The sequence below is a fragment of the Nitratireductor sp. CH_MIT9313-5 genome (assembly GCF_037029545.1).
Lineage (GTDB): Bacteria > Pseudomonadota > Alphaproteobacteria > Rhizobiales > Rhizobiaceae > Chelativorans.
In genome coordinates this window covers 213,479-229,952 of sequence record NZ_JAYMER010000011.1, presented here as the reverse complement: position 1 = coordinate 229,952, position 16,474 = coordinate 213,479, and the positions used below count along the sequence as shown (strand labels likewise).

The following is a 16,474-nucleotide window of genomic DNA, read 5'->3' as shown; positions in this document are numbered from 1 at the left end:
TCAACGCTTCGCAGTTCCGGTGAATTCAGGTGCGCGCTTTTCCAGGAACGCGCTGACGCCCTCTCGATAATCCTGTGAGCGCCCGGCCTCACGCTGCAACTCACGCTCCAGATCAAGCTGCGCCTCCAATGGATTGGCCGCGGCTGCGTGTATGCCCCTCTTTATAAGGCCATAGGTGTGGGTGGGGCCATGCGAGAGCCTGTCGGCCAGTGCCAGCGCTTCATCCATTAGCCGGTCATCCTCCACGACGTCCCAGATAAGCCCCCAGTCTGCGGCTTTTTGCGCGTCCAGTGCATCGCCTGTCAGCGCAAGCGCTTTCGCACGCGCTTCGCCTAAAAGGCGCGGCAGGAACCAGGTACCGCCGGAATCGGGAACAAGCGCGATTTTGGCAAAGGCCTGGATGAAACGGGCAGACCGCGCCGCCAAAACGATGTCGCAAGCGAGCGCGATATTCGCGCCGGCCCCGGCAGCCACGCCATTGACCGCACAGATGACCGGCTTGGGTAGGTCGCGGATTTGGCGAACAAGCGGATTGTAGAACTGCTCTATCGTGCGACCGAGATCGGGACTGTCGCCCAGCATGGCCGGGTCTCGCTCGGAAAGGTCCTGTCCAGCACAGAACCCTCTCCCTGCCCCGGTCAGAACTATCGCGCGGCAGCTGTCGTCCGCGGCGCAGGCCTCCAAAGCCTGGCAGAGGGCCAGATGTTGCGCCTCGTTGAATGCGTTCAAGCGGTCCGGGCGATTGAGGGTGACGAGCGCTACTGCCTCCCTGCGCTCGAAAAGTACCGTCTCCTGCGTCGCCATGCCGTGCCTCCCTGGGAAATCGGAAGATCTAGATGACACCAAGGCGGGCGAAGGTGCAATCGAAGCTATTGCTCGAAGACGATCGTGGGGGCAGACACATTCTCTTCGGCCAGGCCAAGCTGCTCCAGCACACCCCGTGCAATGGCTTGATATGTCTGCGCCTGCGCACCTTCGGGATTGCTGACGACCACCGGACGTCCAGCGTCGGACAATTCCCGCACATCCATTGTGAGGGGCACTTCGCCCAGGAAGGGGACATCCAGTCGCTCGGCTTCCGTGCGCGCACCGCCATGGCCGAAAATGTCGTAACGCTTGCCGGTGTCAGGCGCGATGAAATAGCTCATGTTCTCGACAATGCCGAGCAGCGGTACATCAACCTTGCGGAACATGTTGAGCCCCTTGCGGGCGTCGATCAGCGCCAGATCCTGCGGCGTGGAGACAATGACCGCTCCGGCCAGCGGCACCTGCTGCGCCATGGTAAGCTGCGCGTCGCCAGTGCCGGGCGGCATATCGACAACCATGAGGTCAAGTTCGCCCCAGGCGACATCGCGCATCATCTGGCGCAGCGCCGACATGACCATCGGTCCGCGCCAGATCATCGGCGCTTCCTCTTCAACGAGAAAGCCGATCGACATGACCTTCACGCCGTAAGCTTCCATCGGCTTGAGCGTCTTGGAATCGACCATTTCCGGTTTGCCTGTCAGGCCAAGCAGGCGCGGCATGGATGGACCGTAGATATCAGCGTCGAGAATGCCGACCTTCAATCCCTCACCAGCCAGAGCCATGGCGAGATTGACCGCGGTGGTTGATTTGCCCACGCCACCCTTGCCGCTGGCAACCGCGATGATCTTTTCGACGCCGGGAATGCCTGCCTTCTGGCTGCTGCGGGGTGAAGGAGCGGGGCGCGGCTCAGGCTTGCGGGACGGCTCGGTTCCCATGCCGCCGCCTTCCTTTTCAGCGGTCAGCGCTACCATTGCGCCCTTCACGCCCGGGATTTCCTTCACTGCCTTTTCTGCAGCCGCACGCAGCGGTTCGAGCTCCTTGGCCCGTTTGGCAGGAACGGTGATGGAGAAGAACACCTTGCCGTCCGCGATGAAGATTTCCGAAACCAGCCCCCGGGAGACAATGTCCCCCTCAAGATCAGGCCCCTTGATTGAGGACAAACGTTCCAGAACCGCTTCGCGTGTGGGTTCGCTCATAAACTCGTCTCCTGCGTTGCCCTGCCAAATAAGAAGTTTTCGCGTCAGAACCAAGCCTTGGGAGCAAGGAGTCGGGTGAAAAAAAATGGAACCTTGTTCCGCCTGCAGTCATTGGGACGAAGTGAAACTTGCACGGAGGGAGGCAGTTGTTTCGCTTTTCACGTCGCCGATTGCTGCTTGGAGCATCCGCGGGCATTCTTGCCGGTGTGAGCCCTGCCTTGCTCTCGAGCCGGGAATATTCCGGCGAGATGCCTTACAGACCGACCCCGTTTCCAGAACCCAGCCACTATGACCCCACCCGCCGCTTCCTGACCGACGAGGAACGAGCTTTCCTCGAAGCTGCAGTTGACCGACTTATCCCGGCTGATGACTGGCCCAGTGCTTCCGAGCTCGGCGTTGTGAACTTCATCGACAGCGAGCTGGCGGGCCCGTTCGGGCGCGGCGCCATCTATTACACCAAGCCTCCATTCATGAAGGGCACCGAGCAGCAGGGCTACCAGTCTGGTGAGCCCGCGAAGCTCTACCGCACGGCGATTGCTGAAATCGAGGAACGGGTTATCGAGAAACATGGTGCGCGCTTCGCCGAGCTTGAGCCGGAACAGCAGGATGAAATCCTGACGCAGCTGGAAGAAGGCGAGATGGAGCTTGGCGAGGCCAGCGCCACCGACTTCTTCACCATGCTGCTTCAGAACACCAAGGAAGGTTATTTCGGCGATCCGGTTCATGGCGGCAACCGCAACATGGAATCGTGGCGCATGATCGGTTTTCCCGGCGCGCGCTACGACTACCGCCCCTATGTCGACTGGCACAACAAGCGCGTTGTGCTTGAGCCGGTTTCCGTCGCCGGCTTCACCCGCTTCAGCCCCGAACCGAGGGAAGATTAGAGCATGGCACGCATAATGCCGCGCAAGGATGTGGTTATAGTCGGGCTTGGATGGACGGGTTCCATCGTCGCCCAGGAGCTGACCGAAGAAGGTTTGGATGTCGTCGCCTTGGAAAGAGGCGTTTGGAGAGCGACTTCAGAAGATTTCGCTGTCACGAATGCGCAGGATGAGGTGCGCTACCGTTACCGTCACGAGCTGTTCGAGTCGCTCAGCCGCCAGACCCTTACATTCCGCAACAACATGAACGAGATAGCGCTGCCCATGCGCCAGCTCGGCTCCTTCCTGCCCGGCACGAATGTCGGCGGGTCGGGCGTGCATTGGAACGGGCAGACATGGCGCTTTCTTCCCTCCGACTTCGTGGCCCGCTCGCATAATGAGGAGCGCTATGGCGCGCTGCCCGAGGATATGACGATTCAGGACTGGGGTGTCACATATGACGACCTTGAGCCGCATTTCACCAAATTCGAATTTCTTTGCGGGATTGCCGGCAAGGCTGGCAACATAAAAGGCGAGTTGCAGCCGGGCGGCAACCCGTTCGAGGGTTGGCGCTCGACGGAGTATCCGACGCCGCCGATGAAGATGGTGTATGGGCCCACACTGTTTGCCAAAGCTTCCGAAGAACTTGGCTACCACCCCTTCCCCGGACCATCGGCCAATATGAGCCAAGCTTATACGAACCCGCTCGGCGTCTCGATGGCGCCGTGTACCTATTGTGGTTTTTGCGAGAAATTCGCCTGCGGGAACTATTCCAAGGCCACGGCGGAAACCACGATCCTGCCTGTGTTGATGGAGAAGGACAATTTCACGCTGCGTACCGAATCCATGGTGCTGCGCGTATTGACCGACAAGCAGAAAACGCGGGCCACGGGCGTGGAATATATCACTGCTGAAGGCGAGCTGGTCGAGCAGCCCGCCGATATCGTGATCCTTGCTGCCTATATCACGCACAATGTGCATCTGATGCTCGTTTCCGGCATCGGCCAGCCCTACAATCCGCGCACTGGCGAGGGGCTTGTAGGCAAGAATTATGCCTATCAGACCATGTCAGGTGTGACGCTCTTCTATGACGACGATACCTGGTTCAACCCCTTCGTGGGTGCCGGGGCGCTCGGCATGTGTGTCGACGACTTCAACGGCGATAATTTCGATCACACCGGCCTCGGCTTCATTGGCGGTGGCTATCTGGCACAGTGGCAGACCAATGGCCGTCCGATCGAGAGCCAGCCAACGCCGGAAGGCACGCCAAAATGGGGTGCGCAGTACAAGAAGGCGGTGCGCGAAAACTATCAGCATTCGATCAGCATCGGCGCGCATGGCGCACAGATGAGCTATCGGCAGAACTATCTCGACCTCGATCCTACCTATCGGGATGCCTATGGCCGGCCGCTTCTGCGCATGACCTTCGACTTCACGGAGAACGACTACAACATGTCGAACTTCCTGACCGACAGGTTGGTGGACATCGCCAAGGTGATGAACCCGAAAAGCTACAAGGTCAGCCGCCGGGAAGGCCCCTATTCCATCGTCCCCTACCAGACCACGCACAATACCGGAGGGCACATTATGGGTGCGAGCCCGGCCGACAGCGTGACCAACCGCTTTAATCAGAGCTGGGATCTGCCCAACCTGTTCCTGATGGGTGCGGGCAATTTCCCGCAGAACCCGGGATACAATCCCACGGGCACTGTCGCGGCGCTGGCCTATCACTCCGCGCAGGCCATTCGCGAGCAGTATCTGAGCAATCCCGGACCTTTGGTGCAGGCATGATGATCAGATCAAGCGCTATCATATTTGCGGGCAGCACTTTTATAGGCCTCATGGCTTCTACAGCCGCCATGGCAATTGACGCCAATGATTGGACCATGCGCCAGCGCGGCCTCTACCTCACGCGTGCGGGCGACTGTGCTGCCTGTCATACGGTCGATGAGAACAAGCCGATGGCGGGCGACTATGCGCTGTCCACGCCCTTTGGCACGATCTACACGGCCAATATCACACCGGATGAGGAAACAGGCATCGGCGCCTGGACGGCGGATGATTTCTATCGCGCGATGAATGAGGGAATCAGGCCGAATGGCGAGCGTCTTTATCCTGCATTCCCTTATACCCACTACACAATTGTAACGCGTGAAGATTCCAACGCCATCTTCGCCTATCTCAACTCGTTGGAGCCGGTACGCCAGCAGGTGCGGGAACCGGAATTCCCCTGGCCTCTGAGCATGCGTTTTGCACTGCGCGGATGGAACCTCCTCAATTTCGAGAACGAGGAATTCGAACCCGATCCGGAAAAATCGGATGCCTGGAACCGCGGCAAGTATCTGGTGGAGGGCCTTGGCCATTGCGCCATGTGCCACTCCCCGAAGAACATTATCGGTGCAGTGAAAGAAGGCGATGATGCCTTTACCGGCGGCTATGCCGAAGGCTGGTGGGCACCGTCCCTCACCGGATCGACGCGCGACGGCATCGGTGATTGGAGCGACGAGCAGCTCTTCGACTTCCTCAAGCATGGGCGCAACGACCGCACTGCTGCCTTCGGCCCGATGGCAGAGGTGGTGGAAGTCTCCACCAGCCACATGACCGACGAGGATGTTCAGGCGATCGTGGAATATATCCGCTCCATCCCCGCGCAAGAGACGGACGAAGCCGAGCCGATGGAGGACGATGATCCCGCGATGCAGCTTGGGCGGACGATCTATGAGGCGCAATGTTCGGCCTGCCATGCACCGGATGGCAGTGGCGTGCCCGGCCAGTTCGCAGCACTCGCGGGGTCGTCGCTCGCTCAATCCTCCAACCCGACCTCGCTGGTGCGCATCATTCTCGAAGGTGCGCGCGCGGCGCAGACAGAGCGTTACCCCACGCGCCATGTGATGCCAGCCTTCGACTGGAAACTGGACGACGAGGAAGTTGCCGCTGTTGCCACCTATGTGCGCAACGCCTTCGGCAATGCGGCCTCCCCGGTCTCGGAAGATTTCGTGGAAGACACGCGCGAGGATATCCGCAAGGAGCGTTGATGCCGGCATTGCGGCAAGTCTGCGCCTTTAATTTGCGTCAGGCTGCTTAACGGGATTGCGCCTTTTGGCTGCGCGAAGCGGCATGCGTAGCGTGAAACGCGTTTCGGCCTCGTTGCTTCGCACACGCAATGTTCCGCCATGCGCCACAGCAATTTCACGCGCAATGTAAAGGCCAAGGCCGAGGCCCTTATGGCTTCCGCCCGGCTCTCCGCGCGAGAAGGGGTGGAACAACCTCTTCTGTACTTCCGGCGGAATCGGTTTTCCGTGATTGATGACGCTTAGCACCAGGCGTCCGTTTTCTTCGCGTGCTTCCAGACGCACGGGCTGTTCGGGATCGCCGTGGATGACGGCGTTGCCAAGCAGATTTGACACCATTTGTGCCAGGCGGTGGCGGTCGCATTCAACATCGCTGTTCAGGTCAATGCTGACATCAATCGTGCGATCGGGATTACTGGAGGCTATCTCGTCGATAACCTGCTGCAACACCGGGCCAAGCGGTCGTGGCGGGCTACGATCTATCGGGATACCCTCACCCAGTCGACCTCTGGCAAAGTCCAGCACATCGTCGATCAGCTCGACCATCCGATTCGTGCTCTTGCTGACCAGGCCCAGCACCTGCTGTCCGCGGTCGCTCAGCTCCTCACGCGACAGGACGCGCAGGCCGGAATCGATGGCAGCGAGCGGATTCTTCAGATCATGACCAAGAACGGCGATAAACTGTTCGCGCAGAACGCCCTGCTTGCGCTCGTTCTGGAGCGCCCGTTCCAGCTTCAACCGCTCGGCGACCGTCTCCTCAACGCGTCGCTCCAGCTCATTGTTGAGCTTTTCCAGAGCCCTGCGCGCTTCTTCCGCCGCCCGGCGTGCTTCCACCAGTTCCCGCTCGTAGCGTCGCCGTTCGGCAGCCTTGAAAACCGTTATGCGTGTGAAGAGCAGGTTGCCTTGCGCATCACGACGCTCCATCGCATTGGCGAGCACCGGCAGCCGGGTATCGTCGTGGGCTATCAGATCAACTGCAACTTCGTGAAAAAAGCCCTGCATGCGTAGAAGCGGCGCGAAATGCGTCTCAAAGAACATGCGGCTCGGCACGCTCAGCAATTCGTGGAACGGACGGCCCAAGAGCTCCCTAGCTGGCCTTTCCAGCCAGGTGCAAATGGTGGCATTGACCTTCACCACTCGGGCGTAGCGGTCCAGCGAGACATAGCCGCAGGGCGCATGCTCGTACAGATCTTCAAGATCTTCAGTCAGGCCATCCACCAGTCGCTGCGTTGCGCTCAAAGGAAATTCCTCATGGCACTGATGACCTCATCGGGCGCGCTCAGATTGGGGCAATGGCCCGTTGCATCCAGCAGCGCAAACTCGCTGTCGGGAAGCTTCTCGTGCACATATTCCCCGACATGCGGAGCTGCGATCACATCTTCCTTGCACTGCAACACCAGAGAGCGTGTCTTCACGCGCGGGAGGTCGTCGCGATTATCGGAGGTGAAGGTAACGCGCGCGAAATGGCGGGCGATATCGGGATCGGTCCGGCAGAAGCTGTTCACGAGCTCCTCCGACAGTTCCGGCCGATCCGGATTGCCCATGATGGTCGGTCCCATTGCGGCTGACCAGCCCATGTGATTGTCATCCAGGAAATCCAGAAGCTCCTCGATCTGGGATTGCGAGAAGCCACCCCGATATTCCCCCTCGTCGATATAACGGGGCGAGGGCCCCACCATGACAATACTTTCGAAAAGCTCAGGCGCCTTTATTGAGGCGAGTGCACCGATCATCGCGCTCACCGAATGGCCAACGAAGATGACGTCATTCAGTTCCAGCTCGCGGATGATTTCTACAACATCATCGGCATAGCCGTTGAGATCGGAATATTTCTCACGATCATATGCCGACAGATCCGATTTGCCGGCGCCCACATGGTCGAACAAGACGATCTTGTACTCGTTCTCGAAGGCCGGGTAGACCAGGCGCCACATATTCTGGTCGCAGCCGAAGCCATGGGCGAACACCATCGCCTTCTCGCCAGAACCGCGGACAGCCACGTTATTGCGCTGCAAAACCGACATAGGCGCCCCCTCTGCAGGTATTTTTGGAAACGGTACCACGCAGGCTCCCTTAAAGCTATTGTCCGCCCAGATGAAGTCGAAATCGGCAGGCCGTCCCCTTCGATTTCGGGTCGCTCAACGGCTTGACAATCTCTCCATCGAATGTTCACCATCGCGCCATTCCACCAGGGGTGCCCCGGCAAGGGGCTGAGATACTGCTGGCGAAGGCCGAAAGCTTTACGCGCGCAGTGACCCGTAGAACCTGATCCAGTTCATACTGGCGTAGGGACGGTGCAGATTGCCGATGCTGCCAATGCGGCAGAACCGACGCGGCCAATCCTCATCATTCCGGGCAGTACTGGGTCTTCATCGCGAGCGCGAAGGAGCCTCAACGCATGACCATCCACCAGAAAAGTGTGTCCCCCACGGTCACCACCGGACCACTTCCCGCCTCCACCAAGGTCTACAAACCGGGCAAGCAACACCCGGATATCCGCGTGCCGATGCGCGAGATCGCTGTTCATCCAAGTGCCGGCGAGCCGCCAGTGACGGTTTATGACGCTTCCGGCCCCTATACCGACCCGACAGCGGATATTTCGATCGAGAAAGGTCTGCCACGGCTGCGCCAAAAATGGATCGAGGCGCGTGGTGATGTGGAGGTCTATGAGGGTCGCCATGTGAAGCCGGAGGACAATGGTTTCGTCTCGGGCGACCGTCTGACCCCGGAATTTCCCATACGTCACCAGCCGCTGAAGGCAAAGGACGGCAAGGCCGTCACGCAGCTTGCCTATGCGCGTGCGGGTATCATCACGCCGGAGATGGAATTCATCGCGATCCGCGAGAATCTGGGCCGCGAAGAAGCCAAAGCAGCCCTGCAGCGTGACGGCGAGAGCTTCGGCGCGCATATTCCCGATCACGTGACACCGGAATTCGTGCGGCAGGAAGTGGCCGAGGGCCGCGCCATCATTCCCTCCAACATCAACCACCCGGAAGCCGAGCCGATGATCATCGGACGGAACTTCCTCGTGAAGATCAACGCCAATATCGGCAATTCGGCTGTCACCTCCTCCATGGCTGAGGAAGTGGAGAAGATGGTCTGGGCTACCCGCTGGGGTGCCGACACGGTGATGGACCTTTCCACGGGTCGCAACATCCACAATATCCGCGAGTGGATCATCCGCAATTCGCCCGTACCGATCGGCACCGTTCCGCTCTACCAGGCACTGGAGAAGGTTGGTGGCATTGCCGAAGACCTGACATGGGAAGTCTATCGCGACACGCTGATCGAGCAGGCCGAACAGGGCGTCGATTATTTCACGATCCATGCAGGGGTGCGGCTTCACTATATTCCGCTGACCGTCGACCGTGTGACCGGCATCGTCTCGCGCGGCGGCTCGATCATGGCCAAGTGGTGCCTGCATCACCACAAGGAAAGCTTCCTCTACGAGCATTTCGAGGAAATCTGCGACATCTGCCGCGCCTATGACGTTTCGTTCTCGCTCGGTGACGGGTTGCGCCCGGGCTCCATCGCTGACGCCAATGACGCCGCGCAGTTTGCCGAACTCGAAACGCTGGGCGAACTGACCAAGATCGCGTGGGCGAAAGACTGCCAAGTGATGATCGAGGGCCCCGGCCATGTGCCGATGCACAAGATCAAGGAGAACATGGACAAGCAGCTCGACGTCTGCGGCGAGGCGCCCTTCTATACGCTCGGACCACTTACCACCGATATCGCGCCTGGCTACGATCACATCACGAGCGGCATCGGTGCAGCCATGATCGGCTGGTTCGGCACAGCCATGCTTTGCTATGTGACGCCGAAGGAGCATCTGGGTCTTCCCGACCGCGATGACGTGAAGACAGGTGTCATCACTTACAAGATCGCAGCTCATGCCGCAGACCTTGCAAAGGGTCATCCGGCAGCGAAAATCCGTGATGACGCGCTGTCGCGCGCGCGCTTCGAGTTCCGCTGGGAGGACCAGTTCAACCTCTCGCTTGATCCGGAGACGGCGCGGAATTTCCACGACGAGACGCTTCCCAAGGAAGCGCACAAGGTGGCGCATTTCTGCTCCATGTGTGGGCCGAAATTCTGCTCCATGCGCATCTCGCACGACATTCGTGCCGAGGCGCAGAAGGAAGGCATGGAAAAGATGGCCGAGAAATTCCGCAAGGGCGGCGATCTCTACATGCCGCTCGAAACGGCCGGCGAGATGAAGGAATAGGCGCCATGCGTGTTCTGGTACGCGGGGCCGGTGTCGCCGGCCTTGCGACCGCCTGGGAGCTGACGCACCGGGGCGCAGAGGTCACCCTCCTCGAACGGGCTGCCGACCTCACCCAGGCCGCATCCTGGAAGGCAGGCGGCATGCTGGCACCCTGGTGCGAGAGCGAGAGCGCGCCGGAGATCGTGGCTCGGCTTGGGGCCAACGCGGCTGAGTGGTGGGATGCAGCACTGCCCGGTCAGGTGCAGCGCTGCGGCACGCTGGTGGTCGCGCAGCCGCGCGATGCGGGCGAGCTGGAGCGCTTTGCTCGACGCACCGGCGGACACCATCAGTGGCTGGATGCGGTCGGCATCGCGCGGCTGGAGCCTGCATTGGCAGGCAGGTTCCGCCGCGGGCTGTGCTACGCGGAGGAAGCCCATCTTGATCCGCGAAAGGCGCTTGAAGGACTGGTTTCGCAGCTGAAGTCTTTCGGTGTGGCCATCAATTTCGGTCAGGTTGAGGTGGCGGGACACTTCGATTTCGAGATCGACTGCACTGGCATGGCCAGCCGCCGAACAGGATTGCGCGGCGTGCGGGGCGAGATGCTGCTTCTGGCCTCGCATGAGGTGGAGCTTACCCGCCCGGTTCGACTGATCCATCCGCGCTTTCCCCTATACATCGTGCCGCGGGGCGACGGGCGCTTCATGGTCGGGGCAACCATGATCGAAAGCGACGCCAGCGGTCCGGTGACCGCGCGCTCCATGATGGAGCTCTTGAGCGCTGCCTATGCGGTTCATCCTGGATTTGGCGAGGCTGGTGTGATCGAGACGGATGCGGGCGTGCGGCCGGCCTATGCCGACAATGTTCCGCGCGTCACGCGCGATGGCAGAACCATCAGCGTCAACGGGTTCTTCCGCCACGGCCTCCTGCTCGCACCCGCCATGGCGCAGCAGGCGGCGGATATGGTTTTTGCGACAACGCAGGCAAGGAGGCTTGCCCATGAAGCTCATCATTAACGGATGCGAGGCCCAAGTTTCGGCGACACGGCTGGACGCGCTCATTCGCGAACTCGACCACCAGGATCAATGGGTGGCAACTGCGGTCAACGGCAAGATGGTGCCGCGCGACAGGCGTGTCGCCCATGCGCTCAAGGAGGGCGACCGGATCGAGATCCTGTCGCCCATGCAGGGAGGGTGAGATGCTGACCATCTACGGCAAGACGCTGAGCTCGCGGCTTTTCCTAGGGACGGCGCAATATCCCTCGCCCGCCATTCTGGCCGATGCTGCACGGGCTTCGAAACCGGCATTGCTGACCGTTTCGCTTCGCCGTGAAATGGCGGGCGGCAAGACCGGCAGCGGGTTTTGGGACGTGGTGCGTGAACTCGGCATCGACCTGTTGCCGAACACGGCCGGATGCCATTCCGCAAAAGAAGCCATCACCACCGCGCAGATGGCGCGGGAGCTTTTCGGGACGGACTGGATCAAGTTGGAGGTGATCGGGCATCACGACATGCTTCAGCCAGACGTCTTCGGCCTTGTGGAAGCAGCGCGCGCGCTGAGCGCGGAAGGCTTCAAGGTCTTCCCCTACACCACCACCGATATCGGCGTGGCGGAGCGGCTTCTGGAAGCCGGATGCGAGGTTTTGATGCCGTGGTGCGCGCCCATCGGCTCGGCGCGCGGTCCGCAGGATGTGCAGGCATTGAAAAGTATGCGCGGCTATTTCCCAGATGTGCCGCTGGTGGTGGATGCCGGCCTTGGTCGCCCCTCCCATGCCATGACGGTGCTGGAGCTTGGATATGACGCCGTGCTTCTGAATACCGCGGTTGCAGGTGCAGACGATCCGGTTGGCATGGCGCGCGCCTTTGCACTGGCCGTCGAGGCGGGCCGGCTGGCCTTTGAGAGCGGAATGCTGGAGCCACGCGACATGGCCGTGCCCTCCACGCCCACCTTCGGCATGGCGGAGTTCTCATGAAGCTCGACCCTTTTTATCTGATCGTCGACAGTGCCGCATGGGTGCGTCGGCTCGTGCCGCTGGGCGTGAAGCTCGTTCAGCTTCGCATCAAGGATATGGATGAGGTGCCGCTGCGCGAGGAAATCCGCGAGGCGCGGGAAATCTGCGCGCGGCATCAATGCCAGTTGATCGTGAACGACTATTGGCACATCGCCATTGAGGAGGCTTGCGACTTCGTTCATCTGGGGCAGGAAGACCTGGCCGATGCCGATCTGGACGCGATCCGCGCGCACGGGCTGAAGCTTGGGGTCAGCACCCATGATGATGTGGAACTAGACACCGCGCTTGCCGCCAAACCGGACTATGTTGCACTGGGACCGGTCTACCCCACCATATTGAAGAAGATGAAATGGGCGCCGCAGGGGGTGGAGAAGATCGCCACCTGGAAAGCAAAAGTCGGCGACCTGCCGCTTGTGGCCATCGGCGGCTTGCGTCCGGAACGGCTGCCCGGCGTGTTCGCCAATGGTGCCGACAGCGCGGCGGTCGTGACGGACATCACGCTGAACCCGGATCCCGAAGCGCGCACGCGTCAATGGCTGGCAGCGACGGCTGAATGGCGGTGAGGCGGGTTCTCGTAATTGCAGGCAGTGATCCATCCGGTGGTGCCGGCATTTCACGCGATGTCGCCACACTGGCTTCGATCTCCGTCGAAGCAGCACCGGTCATCACGGCCATCACCGCACAGACACATGAGCGTTTTGCGGGCTTCGAAGCCGTGCGACCGGAGATGGTGCGTGCACAGATCGACGCTGCGCTGGTCAGCGGCGGGATCGGGGCAGTGAAGATCGGGATGTTGGCGACGGCAGAGATCGTTCTGCAGGTGAGCCAAGCGCTTGAGCACCGCGAGAGCCTCCCCGTCATCCTCGACCCGGTGCTGGCCTCTTCATCCGGCGGCATCCTGCTTGACGAGGAAGGACAACAGGTGCTGCGCGAGAGCTTGTTGCCGCGCGTCTTTCTGCTCACGCCCAATCTTGGGGAGACCGCCCTTCTGACCGGCATGCACGCAGCCCCGACAGCGGCTGGCGCGAAGGCGCAAGCGGAACGGCTGCACGCACTCGGCTGCCGCCGTGTGCTTGTGAAGGACGGTCATGGCAGCGGCGAGCAAAGCAGTGACGTGCTTTATGTCGAGGGCGAACAGTCGGTCGCATTCTCGGCGCCGCGACGCAGTGGCAGTGCGCGTGGCACCGGCTGCACGCTTTCCAGCGTAATTGCCGGTCAGCTTGCCCGCGGCGTGGCGCTGGAGGATGCTATTCGTGCAGCGCGCGCGCAGGTTCTGGCACGATTGCGGGCGGTCGCGCCCTAGCGCCAGATCGCGACCTCCTGCGGCTTCAGGCTTTTTTCGCCGAGAATGAGTTCTGCCCCTGATGGAATATCCCAGGCTTCAGTGCCGTAATTGAAGGCGAATGTGAGCCCTCCCCTGCGCCTGATGCGGATATGCTCGGGCAGTTCCAGAATTTCCAGTCCCGCCTCCTGTGCAAGGTTGCGCATCAGCGAGGTCAGCAGAACCTCATCCGGCCAGCAGGCGAGATAGAAGACATTGCCCTTCTTCGTCAGCGCCGGGTCGCCCTTGGCAAAACGGGCCAAAACATCCGCGTCACTTTGCAGATATTCGCGCCAGCGAACCGCCCCACCCTCGATCGCACCTGAAACGTTCTCGCGCAGTCCCGGTCGCAAGGTGGACACCTGGGTGACGCGGTTGCCGGTCAGCTCCTGCAGGACGCCGGGTGCAAGATTTTCGGGGAAGCGGAAATTGCGATCACGCGACCCGCTGCGGGGTCCGACCAGCAATTTCGCATTCGTCTTTCGAAGTGCGGTGAGAGCCTTATCGTCCACAATGGAAAGACATGGCACCACGACCATCGCATAGCCATCCAGCACTTCGCCCGGTCGCACGAAGTCGACATCCAGCCCCAGACGCCGCAAGGCCTCGTACCAGCGGAAGGCGAGCTCCTCATAGCGAAAGTCCTTGCCTTGCGGTTGAATGCGGGTGGTCCAGTCGGTCTGGTAGTCGAACACCAGGGCCACGGGAGCGCGCCTGCTCGCCGGCAGGTTGCCGAGCGTCTGGAGTTCGCGGCCAACCTGCTCTGCCTCGTGCCCGCCGACCGAAAGCTCGTCACCTTCCGGCAGATTCAGACCCGCATGCATCTGCTCCTGCGCGAAGGGCACCTGACGCCAGCGGAAATAGCTGACCACTTCCGCACCGTGGGCCAGCGCTTCCCACGTCCACAGACGCACCATTCCCGGCTTCGGCACCGGGTTCCACGGCGCCCAGTTCACCGGTCCGGGTTGCTGCTCCATGACCCAGAAATGTCCGCGCCCCACCCCGCGATAGAGATCGTGGTGGAATGGTGCGATATCGGGATGCGAGGTCTCCGCCCAACGGTTTCGCTCCTCTTCTGAGAACGGAAACTTCTCGACGAAGCCGATGGGATAGCTGTCCCAGGAGGCGAAATCGAGATTGTCGCCAACAGCCCAATGGTCGAAGTCCAGCACGAAACCCATGAAATTATGGGTGATCCAGCGCCCCGGCGAATGCTTGCGGATAATATCGCACTGCATCCGGTCATAGGCCGCGATCTGTTCCGACTGAAAGCGCCAATAGTCGAGCCGCGCGGCGGGGTTGGCTTCGGTGACGGTGCGGACGGGGATCTCCACCTCGTCGAATGAGGCGACTTCCATGGACCAGAAGACCGATCCCCATGCCTCGTTGAGCTGGTCGGGCGACTGGTAACGCAGGCGCAGCCAGCGGCGGAAAGCCTTCAGGTCCTCAGGGCCATAGGAGAGTGCCGTGTCGTGGCAGCCATATTCGTTATCGGTCTGCCAGCCCGCCAATACGGGATGTTCGCCATAGCGTCTTGCAACTGCCTCTACGATGCGTGCGCTTTCGCGCCACCAGGTCTCGGAGGAAAAGGTATAATGGCGGCGTGAACCGAAGCCACGCACCTCACCGTGCTCGTCATGGGGAAGAATGTCCGGGTGCTCGTCCACCAGCCATTTGGGCGGTGTGGCTGTCGGTGTTCCAAGAACAATCTTCAGGTCGTGACGCGCCAGCACGTCTATAGCGCGGTCGAGCCATTCCCACTCGAAATGGTCGCGTTTCGGCTCGATACGCGACCAGGCGAATTCGCCGATGCGCACAAAGTGAATGCCCATCGCCGCCATGCGCCGCGCGTCGCGCTCCCAGACATTTTCGGACCAGTGTTCCGGATAGTAGCAAACGCCAAGCATCAGCGGGTCAGGTCTCCGGAGATGACGGCGTTGCCGTCGCGGTCGAACAGGTGGCAGGCCTTGGCAGGGATGCCGATACGCAGGCTGTCGCCAGCGCGTTGAGGTGCAAGACCATCGGCCTTTACGACCATGACCGTCTCATCGCGCAGAACGACGCGGAACATGGTTTCGGAACCAAGCCTTTCCCCCAGATCAACGCGACCTTCCACAACCGCGTCCGCTTTCTCGGAAAGGTCGACATGTTCGGGGCGGATACCAAGTGTCATCTCGCCCCCGGCGATCTCAGCACCATGCGTGTCGAGCGTCAGCGTGGCTCCGCCGGGCAGCGCGACATTCACCTTGCTCGCCTCCGCGGGTGTTGCGCGCACGGAGATGAAGTTCATCTTAGGCGAACCGATGAAACCGGCCACGAAGAGGTTCTTCGGACGGTGATAGAGTTCCAGCGGCGAACCGATCTGCTCGATGCGGCCAGCAGATAGAACCACGATGCGATCAGCCATGGTCATGGCTTCGACCTGATCGTGAGTGACGTAAATCATGGTCGCGCCGAGGTCCTGGTGGAGCTTGGATATCTCCGCGCGCATCTGCACGCGCAATGCTGCATCCAGATTGGAGAGCGGCTCATCGAACAGGAACACCTTCGGGTCGCGCACGATGGCGCGGCCGATGGCAACTCGCTGGCGCTGGCCACCTGAGAGCTGTCCCGGCTTGCGCTCAAGGAGAGGCTCAAGCTGCAACATCTTCGCCGCCATTGCGGTGCGCTGTGCGATCAGTTCCTTCGGATGACCGGTCATCTTGAGGCCGAAGCCGATATTCTGGCGAACCGTCATGTGCGGATAAAGCGCGTAAGACTGGAACACCATCGCCACACCGCGTTCGGACGGCCCGATATCCGTCACGTCCTCGCCGTCGATCAGCAGCGACCCGGAGCTTATCTCCTCCAGACCCGCGATCATGCGCAGAAGCGTGGACTTACCGCAGCCCGACGGGCCGACAAAGACGCAGAACTCGCCATGCTGCACGTCCAGATCAACGCCCTTGATGATCTCGACGCTTCCAAAACTCTTCCTGATCCCGCGCAGGCTAACCTCGGCCATATC

The 16,474-nt window shown here is 60.9% G+C and carries 15 protein-coding genes and 1 riboswitch; of the genes, 9 read left to right on the top strand and 6 right to left on the bottom strand.

Features of this window, described 5'->3' with window-relative positions; all coding sequences use genetic code 11:
- A complete protein-coding gene (paaG, locus tag WA367_RS05165; protein WP_336055724.1) occupies window positions 1-804 on the bottom strand; it encodes a 2-(1,2-epoxy-1,2-dihydrophenyl)acetyl-CoA isomerase PaaG in 804 nt (267 codons plus the stop codon).
- Window positions 805-869: 65 nt separating this feature from the next.
- Window positions 870-2,003: an Mrp/NBP35 family ATP-binding protein gene (locus WA367_RS05160; RefSeq protein WP_336055723.1), complete on the bottom strand. Its 1,134-nt coding sequence runs from the start codon at window positions 2,001-2,003 to the stop codon at window positions 870-872.
- Between the two features lie 146 nt (window positions 2,004-2,149).
- Between WA367_RS05160 and WA367_RS05155 the strand changes: the two genes are divergently transcribed.
- From WA367_RS05155 to WA367_RS05145, 3 genes are read left to right on the top strand one after another with little or no spacing between them, the layout of a single operon-like run.
- A complete protein-coding gene (locus WA367_RS05155) occupies window positions 2,150-2,887 on the top strand; it encodes a gluconate 2-dehydrogenase subunit 3 family protein (protein WP_336055722.1) in 738 nt (245 codons plus the stop codon).
- A 3-nt stretch (window positions 2,888-2,890) separates the two neighbouring features.
- Window positions 2,891-4,654 carry a GMC family oxidoreductase gene (locus WA367_RS05150; protein ID WP_336055721.1) on the top strand — a complete coding sequence of 588 codons (1,764 nt, stop codon included), beginning with the start codon at window positions 2,891-2,893 and terminating at the stop codon, window positions 4,652-4,654.
- Between the two features lie 50 nt (window positions 4,655-4,704).
- A complete protein-coding gene (locus WA367_RS05145; RefSeq protein ID WP_336055720.1) occupies window positions 4,705-5,898 on the top strand; it encodes a c-type cytochrome in 1,194 nt (397 codons plus the stop codon).
- A 27-nt stretch (window positions 5,899-5,925) separates the two neighbouring features.
- On the opposite strand, the gene WA367_RS05140 is transcribed toward WA367_RS05145, so the two are convergent.
- Together WA367_RS05140 and WA367_RS05135 are read right to left on the bottom strand one after the other, a co-directional pair.
- Window positions 5,926-7,173 carry a sensor histidine kinase gene (locus WA367_RS05140; protein ID WP_336055719.1) on the bottom strand — a complete coding sequence of 416 codons (1,248 nt, stop codon included), beginning with the start codon at window positions 7,171-7,173 and terminating at the stop codon, window positions 5,926-5,928.
- Window positions 7,170-7,958 (bottom strand): alpha/beta fold hydrolase, encoded by a 789-nt coding sequence (locus tag WA367_RS05135; protein WP_336055718.1) that lies wholly within the window; start codon window positions 7,956-7,958, stop codon window positions 7,170-7,172. Before WA367_RS05135 ends, WA367_RS05140 begins: the two co-directional genes overlap by 4 nt.
- 156 nt (window positions 7,959-8,114) lie before the next feature.
- A riboswitch (TPP riboswitch) is annotated at window positions 8,115-8,244 on the top strand.
- 88 nt (window positions 8,245-8,332) lie between these two features.
- Between WA367_RS05135 and thiC the strand changes: the two genes are divergently transcribed.
- Genes thiC through thiD form a run of 6 tightly spaced genes read left to right on the top strand, consistent with a single transcriptional unit; the run spans window position 8,333 to window position 13,449 of the window.
- Window positions 8,333-10,159: a phosphomethylpyrimidine synthase ThiC gene (gene thiC / locus WA367_RS05130; RefSeq protein ID WP_336055717.1), complete on the top strand. Its 1,827-nt coding sequence runs from the start codon at window positions 8,333-8,335 to the stop codon at window positions 10,157-10,159.
- A gap of 5 nt (window positions 10,160-10,164) precedes the next feature.
- Window positions 10,165-11,151, top strand: a complete 987-nt coding sequence (gene thiO, locus WA367_RS05125) for a glycine oxidase ThiO (RefSeq protein ID WP_336055716.1) — start codon at window positions 10,165-10,167, stop codon at window positions 11,149-11,151.
- The gene (thiS, locus tag WA367_RS05120) at window positions 11,135-11,332 is read left to right on the top strand and encodes a sulfur carrier protein ThiS (RefSeq protein WP_336055715.1); all 198 of its coding nucleotides are present in this window, start codon (window positions 11,135-11,137) and stop codon (window positions 11,330-11,332) included. Before thiO ends, thiS begins: the two co-directional genes overlap by 17 nt.
- Before the next feature lies 1 nt (window position 11,333).
- Window positions 11,334-12,107: a thiazole synthase gene (locus WA367_RS05115; protein WP_336055714.1), complete on the top strand. Its 774-nt coding sequence runs from the start codon at window positions 11,334-11,336 to the stop codon at window positions 12,105-12,107.
- Window positions 12,104-12,709, top strand: a complete 606-nt coding sequence (locus WA367_RS05110) for a thiamine phosphate synthase (protein ID WP_336055713.1) — start codon at window positions 12,104-12,106, stop codon at window positions 12,707-12,709. The genes WA367_RS05115 and WA367_RS05110 overlap by 4 nt, the downstream gene beginning before the upstream one ends.
- Window positions 12,700-13,449: a bifunctional hydroxymethylpyrimidine kinase/phosphomethylpyrimidine kinase gene (gene thiD / locus WA367_RS05105; RefSeq protein ID WP_336055712.1), complete on the top strand. Its 750-nt coding sequence runs from the start codon at window positions 12,700-12,702 to the stop codon at window positions 13,447-13,449. The genes WA367_RS05110 and thiD overlap by 10 nt, the downstream gene beginning before the upstream one ends.
- On the opposite strand, the gene WA367_RS05100 is transcribed toward thiD, so the two are convergent.
- Both WA367_RS05100 and WA367_RS05095 read right to left on the bottom strand, forming a co-directional pair.
- Entirely contained in the window at window positions 13,446-15,374 is a 1,929-nt protein-coding gene (locus WA367_RS05100) for a beta-galactosidase (protein WP_336055711.1), read from the bottom strand. The two genes, thiD and WA367_RS05100, sit on opposite strands and share 4 nt — an antisense overlap.
- Window positions 15,374-16,471, bottom strand: coding sequence for an ABC transporter ATP-binding protein (locus WA367_RS05095; protein WP_336055710.1), 1,098 nt, complete (start codon window positions 16,469-16,471; stop codon window positions 15,374-15,376). Before WA367_RS05095 ends, WA367_RS05100 begins: the two co-directional genes overlap by 1 nt.
- Between the last annotated feature and the right edge of the window lie 3 nt (window positions 16,472-16,474).

What these genes read in the sequence shown, in the direction of transcription:
- WA367_RS05160 (WP_336055723.1), bottom strand. Translation starts at nt 2,003, where the DNA reads ATGAGCGAACCCACACGCGAAGCGGTTCTGGAACGTTTGTCCTCAATC.
- paaG (WP_336055724.1), bottom strand. Translation starts at nt 804, where the DNA reads ATGGCGACGCAGGAGACGGTACTTTTCGAGCGCAGGGAGGCAGTAGCG.
- WA367_RS05100 (WP_336055711.1), bottom strand. Translation starts at nt 15,374, where the DNA reads ATGCTTGGCGTTTGCTACTATCCGGAACACTGGTCCGAAAATGTCTGG.
- WA367_RS05110 (WP_336055713.1), top strand. Translation starts at nt 12,104, where the DNA reads ATGAAGCTCGACCCTTTTTATCTGATCGTCGACAGTGCCGCATGGGTG.
- WA367_RS05135 (WP_336055718.1), bottom strand. Translation starts at nt 7,958, where the DNA reads ATGTCGGTTTTGCAGCGCAATAACGTGGCTGTCCGCGGTTCTGGCGAG.
- thiS (WP_336055715.1), top strand. Translation starts at nt 11,135, where the DNA reads ATGAAGCTCATCATTAACGGATGCGAGGCCCAAGTTTCGGCGACACGG.
- WA367_RS05095 (WP_336055710.1), bottom strand. Translation starts at nt 16,471, where the DNA reads ATGGCCGAGGTTAGCCTGCGCGGGATCAGGAAGAGTTTTGGAAGCGTC.
- WA367_RS05150 (WP_336055721.1), top strand. Translation starts at nt 2,891, where the DNA reads ATGGCACGCATAATGCCGCGCAAGGATGTGGTTATAGTCGGGCTTGGA.
- WA367_RS05115 (WP_336055714.1), top strand. Translation starts at nt 11,334, where the DNA reads ATGCTGACCATCTACGGCAAGACGCTGAGCTCGCGGCTTTTCCTAGGG.
- thiC (WP_336055717.1), top strand. Translation starts at nt 8,333, where the DNA reads ATGACCATCCACCAGAAAAGTGTGTCCCCCACGGTCACCACCGGACCA.
- thiO (WP_336055716.1), top strand. Translation starts at nt 10,165, where the DNA reads ATGCGTGTTCTGGTACGCGGGGCCGGTGTCGCCGGCCTTGCGACCGCC.
- thiD (WP_336055712.1), top strand. Translation starts at nt 12,700, where the DNA reads ATGGCGGTGAGGCGGGTTCTCGTAATTGCAGGCAGTGATCCATCCGGT.
- WA367_RS05145 (WP_336055720.1), top strand. Translation starts at nt 4,705, where the DNA reads ATGGCTTCTACAGCCGCCATGGCAATTGACGCCAATGATTGGACCATG.